At 68.8% G+C, this 18,399-nt stretch carries 13 protein-coding genes; 10 read left to right on the top strand and 3 right to left on the bottom strand.

From position 1 onward, the window contains the following. Positions 1-21 precede the first annotated feature (21 nt). On the bottom strand, positions 22-318 hold the full coding sequence (locus tag ACFVY3_RS01290; RefSeq protein WP_400158507.1) for a hypothetical protein: 297 nt from the start codon (positions 316-318) through the stop codon (positions 22-24). A 151-nt stretch (positions 319-469) separates the two neighbouring features. Further along, on the bottom strand, positions 470-1,912 hold the full coding sequence (locus ACFVY3_RS01295) for a PucR family transcriptional regulator ligand-binding domain-containing protein (RefSeq protein ID WP_364133581.1): 1,443 nt from the start codon (positions 1,910-1,912) through the stop codon (positions 470-472). Positions 1,913-2,072: 160 nt separating this feature from the next. Here ACFVY3_RS01295 and ACFVY3_RS01300 point away from each other — a divergent pair, with 160 nt between their 5' ends. From ACFVY3_RS01300 to ACFVY3_RS01335, 8 genes are all read left to right on the top strand, one after another. Beyond that, positions 2,073-3,503 (top strand): gamma-aminobutyraldehyde dehydrogenase, encoded by a 1,431-nt coding sequence (locus ACFVY3_RS01300; RefSeq protein WP_400158508.1) that lies wholly within the window; start codon positions 2,073-2,075, stop codon positions 3,501-3,503. Positions 3,504-3,585: 82 nt separating this feature from the next. Next, entirely contained in the window at positions 3,586-4,950 is a 1,365-nt protein-coding gene (gene gabT, locus ACFVY3_RS01305) for a 4-aminobutyrate--2-oxoglutarate transaminase (protein WP_290256034.1), read from the top strand. A 771-nt stretch (positions 4,951-5,721) separates the two neighbouring features. Beyond that, positions 5,722-6,327, top strand: a complete 606-nt coding sequence (locus ACFVY3_RS01310; protein WP_400158509.1) for a hypothetical protein — start codon at positions 5,722-5,724, stop codon at positions 6,325-6,327. Next, positions 6,324-7,673, top strand: a complete 1,350-nt coding sequence (locus tag ACFVY3_RS01315; RefSeq protein ID WP_290256032.1) for a glycosyltransferase — start codon at positions 6,324-6,326, stop codon at positions 7,671-7,673. Before ACFVY3_RS01310 ends, ACFVY3_RS01315 begins: the two co-directional genes overlap by 4 nt. Beyond that, positions 7,663-9,465: a polysaccharide deacetylase family protein gene (locus ACFVY3_RS01320; RefSeq protein ID WP_400158510.1), complete on the top strand. Its 1,803-nt coding sequence runs from the start codon at positions 7,663-7,665 to the stop codon at positions 9,463-9,465. Before ACFVY3_RS01315 ends, ACFVY3_RS01320 begins: the two co-directional genes overlap by 11 nt. Positions 9,466-9,523: 58 nt before the next feature. Beyond that, positions 9,524-11,311: a polysaccharide deacetylase family protein gene (locus ACFVY3_RS01325; RefSeq protein WP_400158511.1), complete on the top strand. Its 1,788-nt coding sequence runs from the start codon at positions 9,524-9,526 to the stop codon at positions 11,309-11,311. A 164-nt stretch (positions 11,312-11,475) separates the two neighbouring features. Then, positions 11,476-13,071, top strand: coding sequence for an endo-1,4-beta-xylanase (locus ACFVY3_RS01330; protein WP_400158512.1), 1,596 nt, complete (start codon positions 11,476-11,478; stop codon positions 13,069-13,071). 130 nt (positions 13,072-13,201) lie between these two features. Then, positions 13,202-14,074 carry a universal stress protein gene (locus tag ACFVY3_RS01335; protein ID WP_400158513.1) on the top strand — a complete coding sequence of 291 codons (873 nt, stop codon included), beginning with the start codon at positions 13,202-13,204 and terminating at the stop codon, positions 14,072-14,074. A 12-nt stretch (positions 14,075-14,086) separates the two neighbouring features. Here the strand turns inward: ACFVY3_RS01335 and rarD are convergent, their stop codons facing one another. After that, positions 14,087-15,019: an EamA family transporter RarD gene (rarD, locus tag ACFVY3_RS01340; protein ID WP_364134649.1), complete on the bottom strand. Its 933-nt coding sequence runs from the start codon at positions 15,017-15,019 to the stop codon at positions 14,087-14,089. 307 nt (positions 15,020-15,326) lie between these two features. Here rarD and ACFVY3_RS01345 point away from each other — a divergent pair, with 307 nt between their 5' ends. After that, positions 15,327-16,766, top strand: coding sequence for an FAD-dependent oxidoreductase (locus tag ACFVY3_RS01345; RefSeq protein ID WP_400158514.1), 1,440 nt, complete (start codon positions 15,327-15,329; stop codon positions 16,764-16,766). A 191-nt stretch (positions 16,767-16,957) separates the two neighbouring features. Next, positions 16,958-18,370: a GAF domain-containing protein gene (locus ACFVY3_RS01350; protein ID WP_400158515.1), complete on the top strand. Its 1,413-nt coding sequence runs from the start codon at positions 16,958-16,960 to the stop codon at positions 18,368-18,370. Positions 18,371-18,399: the final 29 nt, after the last annotated feature.

Consider the following 18,399-nt stretch of genomic DNA (forward strand, 5'->3'; position numbering starts at 1 on the left):
CAGATCAGGATGTGGGAGGGGTTACTGGAACTGGCCGAACTGGAACGGGCCCACCGGGCCCGTGCTGATTCCGCCGGTGGTGACCGGGGCGTTGACCAGGGGACCGGTAATCAGCGGGCCATCGATGATGCCGCCGTTGAGGATCCCGATGTCCTGAAGCAACCCGGAAGTGGTGCTGGGTCCGGACATGGCCGGTTGGCCCGCAGTGGCGGCTTCGGGCACGCTGGCCTGGGCGGGCATGGATGCGGCGGCGAAGGCGGTCAGCGCCAGGGCTGAGCCTGCTGCGACGCGGGTGGTGGTCTTAAGGATCTTGTTCACGATGATCATCTCCAGTTACGTATCCGTATGGTTTCCACTCGCCAGATGGTGGCGTCAAAGGAATATTCGGAGCCGTGATGGAGCCGGATGGGATGGGGACCGCCCGGGCGCCGGAGTCATCGCGAGGGATCGCGGGTTGCCCGCGGGCGCCCTAGCGCGGGTGGCGGGCGCTGAGCCGCTGGACGGCCAAGGCCAGCCAGAGCTGGACCCGGTCCGCGGTCTGGGCAGGGTCATACCCGGTCAGGTCCGTGATCTGGGCCAGGCGGTAGCGCACCGTGTTCCGGTGCAGGGTCAACTCCTCGGCCACCGCGGCCACTGAGCCGTTGTTATTCAGGTAGCTCTCCAGCGTCGTCATCAGTTCCGCCCCGTGCGCGGCGTCGAACTGCCGGAGCGGGTTGAGCGATTCGTTGGCCATGTCCGCGAGCGGGACGTCCTCGCTGGCCAGCAGCAGCGAGGTCAGGCTCAGCCGTTCCGGTTCGTTGACGGGAAGGCCGTGGCTGGCAGCCTCGCGGGCCTCGAAGTAGCTCCAGCGCAGCCCGTTCGGTTTGGTGTAAGCCCCGCCCAGTCCGATCGTGGCGTGGATGCCGGCCTCGGCCAGGTGGTCGCTGAGGTTGCGGGCCAGGGCGCTGGCGCCGCTGCCGTCGTCGGCGACCACCACCACCAGGTCCTTGCCCACCACGGCGGTCACGGCGGCGCGCAGCGGCTGCGGCAGCGAGGAGCTTCCCAGCTGCTTGGCGTGGGCAGGCGACTCCGCCAGCAGCACCACGTTCTTGCGGGTGCTGTCCACGCCGATCCCCGCGAGCCGGCGGGCGGCCTCGGTGGGCTCGAGCGTGCCGTGGATGACATCCTCCAGCACCTGGCCGGCGAGGGCCCGCTGTGCCTGCCGCTGCTTGACCATGTTATTCAGTTCGACGCTGATCAGGTTCTGGGCGTAGCCGATGATCCCGGTGTCCTCGAAGGGCTGTTTCACCCACAGGGTGCAGGCGTCCCGGCGCCCGGTGGGGATCGGGTAGGACGCCCAGCCGTCGGTGCTGGGGGAGGGGCCGCCCGGAGCACTGTTGTACAGCTCCGCGGTGAATTGGGTCAGGACCAGGTCGGTGCGCAACATCGTCCCGAGGTGCTTGAGGAGTTCGGCCAGGCCGCCGCCGGTGAGCAGCGCCCGGGCCAGGATCTGGTGCCCGGCAATGAGTCGCTCCAGCTTGGCGTAGTGGTCCGCGGACTGGGCGTCCGCCACCAGCTTGCCGATGGCGATGAACGGTGTCTCGTAGGGAACCTCCACCACCGGCAGCCCCCAGCGGTTGGCCTCCGCCACCAGGGCCGGGGGGACCGTCTCGTGCGTGAGGCCGACGCCGAAGCCGATCCCCACCGCGCCGGCCCGCTGCACCTGCCGCACGAAGCGTCGCTGCTCAGGGGCGGACCGGAGCCGCATCCCCGTGGTGAGAACCAGTTCCCCGCCGTTGAGGAAGCGCTGCGGGTCCTCCTGCTCGGTCACCGCCACCCAGTGGATGTCCTGGTGCCAGGTGGTCTCGGCCAGGCCGGCCTTCGTCAGCCGCAGGGACGGAACCCCCAGCAGGGCGGCGAGAGAAATTGCCATGGATTCAGGATAGCCGCGTGCTGGTCAGGCGCACTAAAGTGCCGCCGGGCCGGTGTGCAGCTGCCTATTCCACCCCCAAGCACCCTGGCATAGGCTCGGAGCAGTCACCGATCCCCTCATCCCTGCCTGACCCAGGCCAGCACGAAAGAGGTTGTACACCGTGGTTCAAACCTTGCAGAACTTCATCAACGGCGAGTTCGTCACGCCCGCCGGCACCGGCATGCTGGACATCGTCAACCCCGCCACCGGCGAGGTGGTGGCGAAGTCCCCGATCTCCGTGCAGGCCGACGTCGACGCCGCCATGACCGCCGCGAAGGATGCCTTCGCCAGCTGGAAGCACGTCACCCCGGGCCAGCGGCAGCTGATGCTGCTCAAGCTCGCCGACGCAGTCGAGGCCAACAGCGACGAGCTCGTCGAGGCCCAGCACCGCAATACCGGCCAGGTCCGCTCGCTGATCGCCGCCGAGGAAGTCGCCGCCGGCGCGGACCAGCTCCGGTTCTTCGCCGGGGCTGCAAGGCTCCTCGAGGGCAAGTCCGCCGGCGAGTACCTGGAAGGCCACACCTCCTTTATCCGCCGCGAGCCGATCGGCGTCGTCGCCCAGGTGGCCCCTTGGAACTACCCGTTCCTGATGGCCATCTGGAAGATCGGCCCCGCCCTGGCCGCCGGCAACACCGTGGTACTCAAGCCCTCCGACACCACCCCGGAATCCACCCTGGTCCTGGCCCGCCTGGCCGGGGAGATCCTCCCGGCCGGCGTGCTCAACGTGGTCCTCGGCACCGGTGAGACCGGAGCCATGATGGTCGAGCACAAGGTCCCGGGCCTGGTCTCCATCACCGGCTCCGTCCGGGCCGGCATCGCCGTCGCCTCCGGCGCCGCGAAGGGCCTCAAGCGCGCACACCTGGAACTCGGCGGCAAGGCCCCCGCGATCGTCTTCAAGGACGCGGACATTAAGAAGAGCGCAGCGGCGATCGCCGAGTTCGCCTTCTTCAACGCCGGCCAGGACTGCACCGCCATCACCCGCGTGCTGGTCGAGGATTCCGTCCACGACGACGTCGTGGCCGCCATGGTGGAGCACACCAAGACCCTGCACACGGGCTCGCAGAACGACGCGGACAATTACTTCGGCCCGCTGAACAACGTCAACCACTTCAACGCGGTCACCTCCGTGGTGGAGAACCTGCCGGAGAACTGCCGGATTGAAACCGGCGGCCACCGCGCCGGGGACAAGGGCTTCTTCTTCGAGCCCACAATCATCACCGGCGCCAAGCAGACCGACGACATCGTGCAGAAGGAAACCTTCGGCCCGGTCATCACCGTGCAGAAGTTCAGCAGCGAGGCCGAGGCGATCGAGCTGGCCAACGACGTCGACTACGCCCTCGCCTCCAGCGTCTGGACCACAGACCACGGCACCGCGATGCGCGTCAGCCGCGACCTGGACTTCGGCGCGGTCTGGATCAACACCCACATCCTGCTCACCGCCGAGATGCCGCACGGCGGTTTCAAGCAGTCCGGCTACGGCAAGGACCTCTCGATGTACGGCGTCGAGGATTACACCCGGATCAAGCACGTCATGAGCGCGCTCGACGCATAACGCTGTCGCATAACGCTTCTGCCTAGCGCTGTCGCATAACGCAGGCTCCTGCCGACCACTTCACCCTGAGAAAGGCCCCGCAATGACCACCACCGCCAACGAACTCACCTACCGCCTGGAGCAGAAGCGCCGCGTGCAGGCCGACTTCCCCGGCCCCAAGTCCGTCGCCCTGACCGAGCGCCGCAAGGCCGTCGTCGCCTCCGGCGTCGCGTCCAGCGTCCCGGTCTACGTCGCCGACGCCGACGGCGGCATCATCCAGGACGTTGACGGCAACTCCTTCATCGACCTCGGTTCCGGCATCGCCGTCACCAGCGTGGGCGCCTCCGACCCCGCCGTCGTCGGCGCTGTGAAGGAGGCCGTGGAGCACTTCACCCACACCTGCTTCATGGTCACCCCCTACGAGGGCTACGTCGCCGTCGCCGAGCAGCTGAACCGGCTCACCCCGGGCGACCACGAGAAGCGCACCGTGCTGTTCAACTCCGGCGCCGAAGCGGTCGAGAACGCCGTCAAGGTGGCCCGCCTCGCGACCGGCCGCGACGCCGTCGTCGCCTTCGACCACGCGTACCACGGCCGCACCAACCTGACCATGGCGCTGACCGCCAAGGCCATGCCGTACAAGACCAACTTCGGCCCGTTCGCGCCCGAGGTTTACCGCATGCCGATGAGCTACCCGTTCCGCGAGGAGAACCCGCAGATCACCGGCGCCGAGGCCGCCAAGCGCGCTATCACCATGATCGAGAAGCAGATCGGCGGCGAGTCCGTGGCCGCGATCATCATCGAGCCGATCCAGGGCGAGGGCGGCTTCATCGTCCCCGCCGAGGGCTTCCTGCCGGCCCTGGCCGCCTGGGCCAAGGACAAGGGCATCGTCTTCATCGCCGATGAGGTCCAGTCCGGCTTCTGCCGCACCGGCGAATGGTTCGCCGTGAACCACGAGGGTGTCGTCCCGGACATCATCACCATGGCCAAGGGCATCGCCGGCGGCATGCCGCTCTCCGCGATCACCGGCCGCGCCGACCTGCTCGACGCCGTCCACCCGGGCGGCCTCGGCGGCACCTACGGCGGCAACCCCGTGGCCTGCGCCGCGGCACTGGCCGCGATCGGCTCGATGGAGCAGTACGACCTGAACGCCCGCGCCCGCCGGATCGAGGAGCTCGCCACCGGCAAGCTGCGCGAGCTCGCCGCCGAACTCGGCGAGGGCTCCGTGGTGGGCGACATCCGCGGCCGCGGCGCCATGCTCGCCGTCGAACTGGTCCAGCAGGGCTCCAAGGAACCCAACCCGGAGCTGACCAAGGCGGTTGCCGCCGCCTGCCTCAAGGAGGGCGTCATCATCCTCACCTGCGGCACCTACGGCAACGTCATCCGCCTGCTGCCGCCGCTCGTCATCAGCGACGAACTGCTCACCGACGGCCTGGAGGTCCTCGCGGCCGCCATCAAGGCGCACGCCTGAGCGCTCAGCCTCAGGTAAATCGGCCGGACGGCCGGCCCGGTTCCTGAGCCGGGCCCGGTAAGCACCCGGCAGCAGTACCCATCCGAGCAGCACCCCCGCATCGCGGGGGTGCTGCTTTTTTGTTTCCCCTCCGTCGCTCCGGCCCCTTGGGCAACACTCACGGGCCCCGCCGGAGGCTGGCCGGGTACTAAAGGCCCTAGCGCGCGTAGCAACAGGTAGTCGGCGGGAAATACCCATGTCAGAGCCGCATTTCGGTCCGCGTAGCCCCGGGCCGCCGACTACTCAGACCGGGGCCGGCGGGGGACCTTTGCCTAGGTAATCACTCGGTCCTTTTTGTAGTACCGGCTACTCGTGTTCGCCCTTCGGCCGCCTCCGTACCGTGGAAGTGAAGAAAGGGCCGGCAGCCAATGCTGGCTGGCCCCTATGAGGGGAGTCGCCATTGAAAACCTCATCACAACTCAATCCCCGGCGAGGGACCCGGGGAACGCAGGGGAGACCTCCTGCCTGACACGGCACCCACGGCCCAGGCAACCGGAGCTTAGTCCGGTTCACTCCGCTACCGCGGACCGGCCACCACCCTGCGTTAGCGCGCCCCGCTACCGGAACCCACTCTGTTCCGGCGGGGTATGCACCGTGCGCGGCCACCGCGCCATGGACGTCAACGATGCCGATCCGTGGGGGGCCGTGGCACCAACTTTTGCACGAGAGAGGGGACATGCAAATGATTCAGCTTCTACCTACCCAGAGTCCAAAAGACCCGGGAGTCCGGGCATGACCGCCGCCGTTGCCGTGACCACTGCCATCGCGGTGCCCGCGGAGACGACCTTCGGCCGGGACGGGGCGCTGTTCGAGGCTCTGCTGGGCTTCGTCGCGCAGATGAGCCTGGTGCTGTGGGCGCTCGTGATCTTCACCGTCCTGATCCGCTTCGTCGGTATCCGCGTGTACCGCCGTGCCGCCCGGCGCGGTGCCGCACGCCAAGCCGCCGTCGTCGCCCCGGTGGACTCCCCGGCGGACCTGCTGCCTCCGGCGGTTACCGCCGTGATCGACGCAGCCGTCGACGCGGCCCAGCCTGCGGTCTCCGCCGTGATCGACGCCGCTGTTGACCTGATCCAGCCGCCCGAAGCGCGCCCGGCCACCGTCGCCGCCAGCGTGGCGCCGGTTGCGGCCGCTCTCCCGGCGGAGGATCCGCGCGGAGCGGGCATGCCGCCCGCCGTGCCGGCGCCCTTCCCCGCCGTTCCCGCCCTGGCAGCGCACGGGGCCGGTCCGGCCATCACGCTGCCCTACAGGAGGCCCCGCGACCGGCACGCCGACCGGCACGCCACGGCCCGCACCGATGAGCATCTCCCCGCCATGTCAGTGAGGGCAGCGAAGCCGTGAGCCTGGATATGCCGCTGCTGACATTCTGGCTCTTCGCCGGCGTCAGCATCCTGTACGTCATGCACTTCGGCCTGTACCTGGTCGGGGCCAACTTCTACGACGTGTGGCAGCAACGCCGCAAGGCCGTTAGGGCGGTCCCCCGCCGCGTCGACTTCGAACCGGAGTGCGCCGCGACCGCCACCTGGACCCGGCGCGCGGCGCCCGAGGTGCCGGGGCTGGTCTCGATCGTCGTTGCCGCGCACAACGAGGAAGCCGTCATCGTCCGGACCCTGGACTCGATCGGACGGAGCCTGTACCGCTCCTTCGAGGTGATCGTGGCGGATGACGCCTCGACCGACCTGACCGGCCGGCTGGTCCGGGACTACCAGGTGCGCCATCCCGGCATGAACCTGCGGATCGTGCGGATGCACCACAACGTCGGCAAGGGCGCCGCGCTGAACGCGGCACTGCGCCGGCACGCCCGCGGCCAGTTCGTCATGACCCTGGACGCGGACTCGATCATCGCCCCGGACGCCATCTCCAACGCCCTGGCCTACTTCGAGGACCCCTACGTGGCCGGTGTTGCCGCCAACGTCAAGATCCTGGAGGAGACCACCGCGTTGGGCATCCTGCAGCGCTTCGAGCACATGATCGGCTACCGCTCCAAGAAGCTGTACTCCCTGATGAACTGTGAGTTCGTCGTCGGGGGAGTGGCCTCCACCTACCGGATGCGGGTGCTGCGGAAGGTGGGCTTCTACGACACGGACACCCTCACTGAGGACATCGGCCTGAGCGAGAAGGTCACCAGCCTGGGCAACCGCCGCTTCCGCCTGGTTTACGGCTCGGACGTCGTGGCCAAGACCGAGGGCGTCATGACCCTCCGGGCGCTGGCGAAGCAGCGCTACCGCTGGAAGTACGGCAGCCTGCAGAACCTGATCAAGTACCGCGGCATGATCTTCAACCCCAGCCGCCGGTACACCCGGACCCTGACCTACTACCGGATGCCGATGGCCCTGCTGAGCGAGTTCACCCTGCTGATCTCCCCGCTGGCGTGGACCTACGCCGTCTACTGGTCCCTGGTGACCCGCACCCCGGCGCTGGTCCTGGGCGCCTACCTCACCATCACCGCCTACACACTGATGACCATCTGGCTCGACGAAAACCTCAGTCCCCGCGAGCAGATCCGGCTCACCATCTACGCGCCCACCGCCTATTTCCTGTTCTACATCATGGACCTGGTCCAGTTGACGGCGGCGGTCCGCTGCATCGTCCGCTCCCGCGGTCTGTTCCGCCGCCCCGCAGTGAACACGTGGAAGTCACCGCAGCGGGCCGGGAGCACGACGGCGGTGGTAGCCCATGGCACGTAGGCGCCCCTGGATCCTGAGGCTGCTGCTGAACCCCCTGGTGGTCATCGCGGCGGTGGTCGCCCTCGTGGCTGCCGGCTGGATGATGTACACGGGCGCGACCAACGGCATCGCCCAGGCCCGCCCGGGCGCGAACCTGCTGCCGACGCTGGCGCGCACTGCGGGCGGCGCCGCCGGATCTGTCTCCGGAACGGCTGCCGCGTTGCCCACCGCTGGCTGGACCGTCAACCACAGCGGGGACGCCAAAACCTCCCTCGAAGTGACCGACGGGCAGGTGATCGGCCAGGCGCTGAAGCTGGACGTCACCAGCTACGCCTCGGGCGACATCACGCTGACCAGCCCCCGCGTCAACGTGGACCCGGGCAAAACCTACCTGTTCAAGGCGTATGCCGCCAGCGAGGCGGATTTCACCCTGCTGGCCCGGCACCACCACGCCGACGGCTCCGCCACCCTGGAACAACTGCGCAACCCGCTGCAGAAGCCCGGCAATTCCCCGTTCACCGTCAGCGACGCCTTCGACACCAACGACAAGACCACGGCGGTGGAGTACGTCTTCCGGATGGCCTCCAAAGGCACCCTCCGGGTCGAGGGTGCCTACCTGGAGGCGGCCGACGATGTCCGTGTCCCGCCCGCGTCCCCGGCCGGACCGAACCTGATTCCCCCACCCGGCCCGGCCGGGCCCCAGCCCGGCGACGCCGACGGCTGGGCCCCCTTCACCTACGGGGCGCTGGCCATGCAGTCCGGCCGTGGCGTGGACCAGGACGGCAGCTACTTCTGGACCCGCATCACTAATTACCAGAACGGCGAGGGGAAGTGGCAGTACCCGCCGGTGACGGTGGCCCCGGACCGGTCTTACGAATTCGGGGCGAGCTACCGGGCCGACCGTGAGGTGGACGTCGTGGCGGAGTTCGAACTGGCCGGGGGCGGACGCATATTCCGGAACCTGGCGACCCTGCCGCCGGCCGGGGAATGGACCACGCTCCGGGACGTCGTCCAGGCCCCCGCCGGAGCCGCGTCCGTGATGGTCACGCTGATTTCCCACGCCAACGGGAACACCGCGGTGCGTGGCTACACACTCAAGGACATCACCCGGCCCGGGCCGCTGCGCTGGAGCCAGCCGACGGTTTCCCTGACCTTCGACGACGGCTGGCAGTCGGTGTATGACCGGGCTCTTCCGCTGTTGAACAAGCACAACTTCGTCTCCACGCACTACATCAACGCCAGCTCCATAGAGACGCCGAACTTCATGACCGCGGCCGAACTCCAACAATTGCACCGCTCCGGGCATGAGATCGCCGCACACAGCTACCAGCACGTCGACCTCACCTCCATCGGTACCGCCCAGCTGGACGAGCAGCTGCGTAAGAGCGAGGACGGGCTGGCCGCGGCCGGCCTCGCCACCGACGACCTTGCCCCTCCGTATGGGCGGATGGATCCACAGGTCCAGTGGTACGCAGGGAAGTACTTCAACGTCATCCGCGGCACCGACGACGGCATCAACACCCGGCAGAACCTCGACCCCGAGGACCTGAAGGTCCTCTACGTCACCGACGAAACCACGCCGGAAACCCTCAAAGAAGCGCTCGCCGAGACCAAACAGGCCAACGGCTGGCTCATCGTGGTCTACCACCAGATCTCGGCTCCCGATTCGTCGGGCACCCAGGAACACACCATCGCGGCGGACCGCAGCACCATCACGAGCGACGCCCTCACCACCCAGCTCCAGATCATCGCCGACAGCGGCATTCCGGTGCAGACGGTAGCGAAGGCGTTCATGCAGCTGCAGGGACCCTGACCGCCGTCCGGCGGTGCGGCCCCGCAGCTGAGGTCACCCAAGAGATACGGAGAAATTCATGACCAGAACCAGATCCGGCTTGGCGCGGGGGCGCGCCTTGCTGATGACCGTCGGGGTGGCGGTGGGGGCCATGGGTGCCGCACTGCTCACGCCCGCCGTGGCTAACGCCGCCGCGGACAACCCCGCGGCGACTCCGCTCGTGTCCTTCACTTTCGACGACAGCATGGCAAGCGCCATCACCCAGGCCGCCCCCACGCTGCAGAAGTACGGGCTCACCGGCACCAGCTACGTGATCACCAACTGTGTCGGAATGACGACGGCGCCCAACACCTGCCGGGCGAACACCGATGTCCCGTACATGACGTGGGACCAGATCACGCAGCTGCAGAACACCTACGGCTGGGAAATCGGCTCGCACACCGTGGACCACCAGTGCCTGGTCAGCGTCGGCAATGACTGCCAGGCCACCAAGCTCACCGCCGCGCAGGTGGAGGCCGAGCTGGCCAACAGCCGCTCCGCCCTGGTGTCGCACGGCTTCAATCCGACCGCGTTCGCGCCGCCCTACGGCGACTACGACATGTCGGCCCTGGCCCGCATCGCCAAGTACTACAGCTCGATGCGCGGCTTCGCGGACACCGGCAACAACCCCTGGCCGCTGGGGGATTACCTGCTCCGTGACGTCCCCGTCCAGGAGGTCACCACCCCGGTCTCGAACCTGAAGGCCCAGGTGGACGCGGCCATCGCCAACAAGACGTGGGTGATCTTCACTTTCCACGACATCCGGCCCTCGCCCAGCCAGGTCCCGGACGACTACCAGTACGGCACCGCCGAACTGGACCAGCTGGCCGCGTACGTGAAGACCAAGGTCTCCGCGGGCCTGATCAAGAACGTCAACGTCAGCAAGGGCCTGGTCAACGGCAGCCCCAACAAGCTGCCCAACGCCTCGTTCAACAACGGCATCGCCGACGGCTGGACCACCGATGCTCCGACCGGCATCACCGCCGACTCCGGTACCAACGGCAACTACCCGGACGCGGCCAAATCGGTGAAGCTGGTCTCCGGCACCACCTCCCGCCACCTCTTCTCGCCCAAGGTTCCGGTCACGCCGGCCACGAACTACATGTTCAAGGCGTACCTCAACGTGGCCGCGATCAGCAGCGGTGAAGTGGGCTTCTACGTCGACGAATACAACTCCGCCGGTCAATGGATCTCCGGGCAGTTCCGTAAACGGGAGAACACCAGGTGGGTGGAGTCGATGAACTTCACCTACACGCCAAGTTCCACCAGCGTCGCCTCCGCCAGCCTCCAGGTGTACGTCACCGGGACCGGCATCACGGCCTACGTGGACAACATGCAGATGTTCGCCCTCGGCGCCGAAACCGCCCCGCCGCCTGCCACCAACCTCGTGGCCAACGGCACCTTCGACGCCGGCATCAGCGCCGGCTGGACCACCGACTCGGCCACCACCATCCTGGCCGACGCCGCCAACCACGGCAGCCCCGCCAACCCGGTGAACTCGGTCAAGATGACGGCCACGACGGCGAACAAGCACTTGTTCTCGCCGCAGGTCGCCGTCAGCGCCGGAACGTACAAGATCGCCAGCTACCTCAACGTCACTGCACGGACCAGCGGTGAGGTGGGCTTCTACATCGACGAGTACAACTCCGCCGGCCAGTGGATCTCCGGCCAGTACAAACTCGGGGTCACCGCCGGCGGTGTCACCAACGTGGACCTGACCTACTCGCCGAGTACGACGTCGGTCGCCAAGGCGAGCCTCCAGGTCATCGTGCAGGGGAACTCCGCAATCCAGGGGTACTTCGACGACGTGCGCTGGACCAAACCGTAGAGCCTCTGCCCGGTGCACGAGGGCTGCGCGCCGGGCACAAAGAGAGTAGAAACGAAAGGACGATTGGAGACGCAATGGGCGGGCGCCGGGCATCACGGTTGGTGGTGCTGGCGTCCGTCCTTGCCTTTGCCGCGGGGTGCACGCCGCCCGCCCCGAAACCCGACGTGACCATCGACCTGCTCCGCCAGGACTGGGGACACACCCCCGGCATCACGGCCGACGGCGGCGCCCTGCAGGTCTCCGCGCTCCAGCGGACCATCGTCGAACAGGACGGCTCCGGTGGCCAGCCCAACCCGCCGGTGAACCTCGCCGGCACCCACCTGGAGGCGGCCGGGGACTTTACCCTCGCCGCCACCTTCACGAACATCGGCACCGACGCGACGTGGACCGTCTACAACCAGCCGCCGATCATCGCCGACGAATTCAGGGTCGAACCGGCCTCCCTCCGGCTCACGCTCCAGGGATCGGACCTGCACATCGCCGTGTTCGACGGGAAACAAAAGAAGGACGTGACCCGGCCGGCCCCCGTGCACGACGAGACCGTCACGCTCAAGGACCCCGCGGCCGCCCTGACGGTCAACCGGTCGGGGGACACCCTGAAAATCCTCAACGGCCCGGACACCCTCTCCTCCCAGCCGCTGGCGAACATCTTCTCCTCCGGCAGCCTCTGGTTCGGGTTCTCCACGGGAGCGGGCAGCTTCGAGGTCACCTCGCTCACTGCGACGGCGCCCGCGTCCACCGGGCTGCGGGCCTCCGGCGCCGCGGTGGCCGGCGACGGCTCCGCCACCAACGGCCTGCAGGCGCTCGCCGCCAAAATCCGGCCGGACTTCCGGATCGGGGCCGCCGTCGCCCTGGGACCGCTGACGGGGGACCCGGACTACGCCCGCGCGTTCGCCGGCAACTTCGGCGCGCTCACCCCGGAAAATGCCATGAAGCCGCAATTCCTGTCCCCGGCGCGCGGGCAGTACACCTTCGAGGAGGCCGACGCGATCCTGGCGATCGCGCAGAGCAAGGGAATGGCCGTGCACGGGCACACCATCACCTTCTCCGAGGCACTGCCGCGCTGGATGCAGGACCTGCCCAGCGGGACCGACGCCGAACGCCGCGCCAGCGCCGGTGCCCTCCTGGACTACGTGAAAACCGTGGTGACCCACTTCAAGGGCCGGCTCGCCTCGCTCGACGTCGTCAACGAACCCTTCGACGTGGACCAGGGCACCAGCATGCAGAAGAACGTCTGGTACCGGGTGCTCGGCGCCAACTACCCGGCCGTCATCTCCAAAGCCGTGTTCGCAGCGGACCCGGACGTCCGCCAGTACATCAACGAGAACGGCGCCGACGTCCCCGGCCGCCGGCAGGACGCCCTGCTCAAGCTCGCCCTGGACACCAACGCCGCGGGCGGCCACATCTACGGCGTCGGGCTGCAGGCCCACATCTACGACCTGAAAACGGACGCCATCTCCGCGGCCGACCTCACCAAGACCCTCGGCAAGTTCGGCGACGCCGGGCTGCGGGTACGGATCTCGGAGAACGACGTCACCGACGGCAAAGGCAAGCAGGCCCAGGCCGAGCAATACGCCGCCGTCCTCTCCACCTGCCTGCGCTCGCAAACCTGCGTTTCCTACACGACCTGGGGAGTTGACGACCGCTACGACTGGCGGATCGAGGACGACGGAAGCCTGCAGCAGGGCCACGATTTCCTGTTCGACGGCGGCAAACCCACCCCCGCCTATGACGCGCTCCGCAAGGTCCTGGGCGGCTAAGCCCTAAACCTCCCGCATCCGCGCATTGCTGGGCTAGAGTCGTGCCAACACTGCAGGAATGCAGGCCGGCCAGCGCAGCCCGGAATCCCGGGCGGATGCCCGGTCCTGCCCGGACCCACAAGGGGTACACATGCGATACATCGTCGGCTACACCCCCAACGACCGCGGCGCTGACGCCGTCGCCCTCGCCTCCGCCATGGCCCGGGCCCAGGGCGCCCACCTGGACCTGGTCCACGTGGTGGACGGCAACACCCCGTACGTGGCGCTGAACCCGCAGGGCAACCGCGTAAGCGCGGCGGAACAGTCGGTGCTCACGGCGGAGCGGCAGGGCCTGGCCCTCGTCCCGGAGGGGCTGCAGGCCCGCTTCCACGTCCGGCAGGCGGAGTCCTTCGCCGCCGGACTGATCGACGCCGCGAAGGAATACCGGGCCGGCCTGATCGTGGTGGGCGCCGCCGGCAACGGCCTGTTCAAGAGGTTCAGCATCGGCAGCGTGGCCAACGCCCTCCTGCACGCCTCCCCGGTGCCGGTGGCGCTCGCTCCCCGCGGTTACCGGCGCACCGAACCCGTCAGCCGCCTCACCCTCGCCGTGGGCCAGCGCACCGGCGCGGAGGCGGCGATCGACGTCGCCATCGAATCGGCCGAACGCCGTGGCGTGCCGCTGCGGCTGGTCTCCCTGGTGGAGCTGGACGCCGAGGGCGACGGCGGCGAGAACGTCAACGCGGCCCACGTCCACGCCAACACGGTCCTGAGGGCGGCCGCCGAACGGCTACCGGAGGGTCACCACGTCAGCGTCGAGGTCGCCCACGGCCGGACCATCGAGGAAGCCATCGACGACCTCGAATGGGACGACGCCGAAATCATGATTGTCGGGTCCTCACGGCTGGCGGAGAAGAACAAGCTGTTCCTCGGCAGTACGGCCAACAAGGTCCTGCGCGCCCTGCCGGTTCCGATGGTCGTGGTCCCGCGGGACTACGTCCGGATCGACAGCAGCCCGGAGGACTAGGTCTACTAACAACTAGGCGGCGGCGCGGGCGCGCTTCCGGGTCACTGCATTCCTGCGGGCGGCCCGGAGCATGTCCGCCGTCAGCAGCAGCAACGCCAGCCAGACGACGCCGAAGCCAACCCAGCGCTCCGGGGTCATCGCCTCCTTGAAAACCACCAGCGCCACGATGAACTGCAGCACCGGAGCGAAGTACTGCAGCAGCCCGATGGTGGTCATCGGCAGCCGTCGCGCGGAGGCGCCGAAGAAGAGCAGGGGCACGGCAGTGATCACGCCCGAGGCGGCGAGCAGCCAGAAGTGGCCGGAGCCGTTGCTGGTCAGCGTGGCGGCACCCGTGACCGCCAGGACCACCATCGCCACCGCGGCGATCGGGGCCAGGACGAACGTCTCCACGCTGAGGCTGGTGAGGGCGTCAACGCGCGGGCCCACCCGCTTCTTCACGAAGCCGTAGAGGCCGAAGCTGAAGGCCAGGGTCAGCGCGATCCAGGGCAGCTTGCCGTAGGAATACGTCAGGACGCCGACGGCGACGAAGCCCACCGCCACCGCCGCCCACTGCAGCGGCCGCAGCTTCTCCTTCAGGACGAAGACGCCCAGCAGCACCGAGACCAGCGGGTTGATGAAGTATCCCAGCGACGTCTCCACGGCCTGGCCGGTGGTCACGCCGTACGTGTAGGTCACCCAGTTCACCGCGATCAGGCCGGCCGCGAGGGCCAGGGTGCCGAACACGGTGCGGTTGCGGAAGGCGGCGCCGATGGCGGGCCACGCGCGGGACACGGTGATCAGCAGCGCACAGAACAGCAGCGACCAGACGACGCGGTTGGCGACGATCTCGACGGCGCCGGCAGGGTTCAGCACATAGAAATAGAGCGGGAGCAGCCCCCACAGCCCGTACGCGCCGATGCCGAAGAGGATGCCCGTCGTCGTTTCCTTGTCCGCTGCCTTGTCCATGACCGAGCGCGTTGCCGCCGGGCCGGGACCGCTGCCGCGGGCGACGCCGTTCACTGCGGGGGAAGCGTCTCCCGAAGAGGTCAGGGCGGTGGGAGCGGAGGATCCGTCGGAAGTAGGCACAGGAGACATAACATCACCTCCGCGGACCCTATTCCTCCCGCCGAGCCGTGTCCGGGACTCCGCCGCACTGCGACGTCCATCACGCCCGCTCCCGTTTTCCGGGCCGGGAGCGGGCGCGGGCATCTAGAATGGAAGACTGCGCGCCGCATCGTGCCGGCGCATCCGCCAAGAGTCAGAAGGGTTCCCGGTGTCCAACTCGGCCGAATCACCGTCCAATCGTCCCCTCCGCGTCGCCATCATCGGCGCCGGACCGGCCGGCGTCTACGCCGCGGACATCCTGACCAAGTCGAACCAGGTCAAGGACGGGGACCTCGAGGTCAGCATCGACCTCTTCGAGGCCTACCCGGCGCCCTACGGACTGATCCGCTACGGCGTGGCCCCGGACCATCCCCGGATCAAAGGCATCGTCAACGCCCTGCACAAGGTCCTGGACCGCGGCGACATCCGCTTCCTCGGCAACGTCACCTACGGCCGTGACCTCACCCTCAGCGACTTCCGGGCCTTCTACGACGCCGTCATCTTCGCCACGGGTGCGATCAAGGACGCGGACCTGAACATCCCCGGCATCGACCTGGAGGGCTCCTTCGGCGGCGCCGACTTCGTCTCCTGGTACGACGGGCACCCTGACGTGCCCCGGGAATGGCCGCTGGAGGCCAAGGAAATCGCGGTGATCGGCAACGGCAACGTGGCCCTGGACGTGGCCCGTATCCTGTCCAAGCACGCCGACGACCTCTTGGTCACCGAGATCCCGGACAACGTCTACGAGGGACTGAAAGCCTCCCCGGTCACCGACGTGCACGTGTTCGGCCGTCGCGGCCCGGCCCAGGTGAAGTTCACCCCGCTGGAACTGCGCGAACTCTCGCACTCCAAGGACGTGGACATCGTCCTCTACGCGGAGGACTTCGAGTTCGACGAGGCCTCCGACGAAGCAATCCAGTCCAATAACCAGATCAAGACCATGGTCGGCACGCTGACGAACTGGATCGCCGAGCAGCCCGAGGACCTCTCCGAACTCACGGCGTCCCGCCGGCTGCACCTGCACTTCCTGCACAGCCCGGTCGAGATCCACGACGACCCCGCCCACCCCGGCAAGGTCACCGGCATGACCTTCGAGCGCATGCAGCTCGACGGCACGGGCAACGCCAAGGGCACCGGCGAGTTCGTCGACTACCCGGTCCAGGCCGTCTACCGCGCCATCGGCTACCACGGCTCGCCCCTGGCCGAACTGGAGTACGACGCCCGCCGCGGCGTCATCCCCAACGAGGGCGGCCGCGTGCTGGACACCGCTGGCAGCCCGGTCCCCGGGATCTACGCCACCGGCTGGATCAAGCGTGGCCCGGTCGGCCTGATCGGCCACACCAAGGGCGACGCCCTGGAGACCATCGGATTCCTGCTGGAGGACCGGCTCACGCTGCCCCCGGCGCAGAACCCGGACCCGCAGGCCATCATCGACCTCCTCGAGGAACGCGGCGTCGAATACACCACCTGGGAAGGCTGGAACAAGCTCGACGCCCACGAGAAGGAACTCGGCGCCGCCTGGACCTCCGCCCACCCGGCCGACGGAATCGAACGCGAACGCGTCAAGGTGGTCCCGCGCGAGGACATGATCCGGATCTCCCGCGACTGACGCCGCGGCAGTCCTGCACTGTCGACGCGCATCATGCCCGCCGCCCCCGGAATAACCGGGGCGGCGGGCATTTTCCGTATCGCAGGCCACGAACGACGTCGGTCCATCCTCTGGCGGGCGGCGTGCCGCGACCGTAGACTCGACGGGACGAGTTGCAGTGCATCGACGCCGATGCCGGCCAGGGGAGTTCAATGAGGAATCCGCTCCAGCAGCCAGCCCCGCACGGATCCTACGCCGGACCCGACCCGGAGCTGCGGCAGCGGTATGCCCGCGCCGGGCACGAACTCCTCGGCGCCGCGGGTGACACCGCCGGCCTCCCCGACGGCCCGGTCCCCGGCCTGCGGAGCCTGGTCCAGGAATCGTGGCAGCGCTCCGCCCGATCACACGCCAACCCGGACAACCCCGAGGCCCCGCTGGCCATGGACCGCGAGGAACTCGAAGAATACCGGCGGCAGCACCCCTTGGCCGCCATCATGCCCATCATCCACAAGCTCCTCATCCTGCCCAGTCACGACAGCGGCATGCTTGTGGCCGTGGGTGACGAGGTGGGCCGGCTGCTGTGGGTGGAGGGCAACCCGGTCCTGCAGCGCCGGGCCGAATCCATGATGTTTGTCCCCGGGGCGGACTGGTCCGAGGCCACTGTGGGCACCAGCGCGCCGGGGACCGCCCTGGCCCTGGGCCGCGGCATCCAGATCGCCGGCGCCGAACACTACAAGCGCTCCGTCCACCCGTGGAGCTGCACGGCCGTGCCGTTCCACGATCCGGACTCCGGCGCCCTGCTCGGCGTCGTCGACATCACCGGCACGGAGAACGCCGTCGCCCCGCACACCCTGTCCCTCGTCGAGGCGACCGTCGCCGCCGCCCAGGCGCACCTGCGGGTGGAACGCCTGCAGCGGGAGGCGGCCCGGCTCACCACCCCCGCAGGCCGCCGCCGGACCGGCCCGGCGGCCGGCGGAGCCGCCGCGACCGCCGCCGGGCGGGGCACAGGAAACGCCGGCGGCACTCTGTACCGCAACGGGCTGCAGCTGCTGGGCCGGGACCAGGCCGTGCTCACCCTCGACGGCCGGACCGTCACCCTCTCGGCCCGGCACAGCGAGATCCTGGCCCTGCTCAGCTCCCACCCGGAGGGCCTCAGCGCCGAGCGGCTCACCGCCCTGCTCTACCCGGGAGACGGGTCCACCACCACGTTGCGGGCCGAGATGGTGCGGCTGCGGAAGGTTCTCCAGCAACTCAACCCCGCCGCCGTGCCCGACTCGCGGCCGTACCGCCTGCCGCTGGACCTGGTCCCGGACACCGGACAGGTGCTCGGCTGCCTGCGGCGCGGAGCGCACCGGATCGCGCTGGAACTCTACCGCGGCGCCGTCCTGCCCGGCTCTGAGGCGCCCGGCGTCGTCGAACTCCGCGGCCGGGTCGCGACGCTGCTGCGCGAGGCCGTGCTCACCGACGGCAGCGCCGACGCCCTGCTGAAGTACGCCGCCCTGCCCGAGGCCCGGGACGACGTCGAGGTCCGCGCCGCGGCGCTGCGCCTGCTCCCGGCCCGCTCGCCGCGCCGGGCCGCCGTCGTCACCGAACTCGAGCGGCTCGAAGCCGAACTCAGCGCCTGACCCCCCGCACCCCCGCAGCCGCCACCGGG

Source organism: Arthrobacter sp. BPSS-3 (assembly GCF_044628475.1).
In the GTDB taxonomy this organism is placed as follows: domain Bacteria; phylum Actinomycetota; class Actinomycetes; order Actinomycetales; family Micrococcaceae; genus Arthrobacter.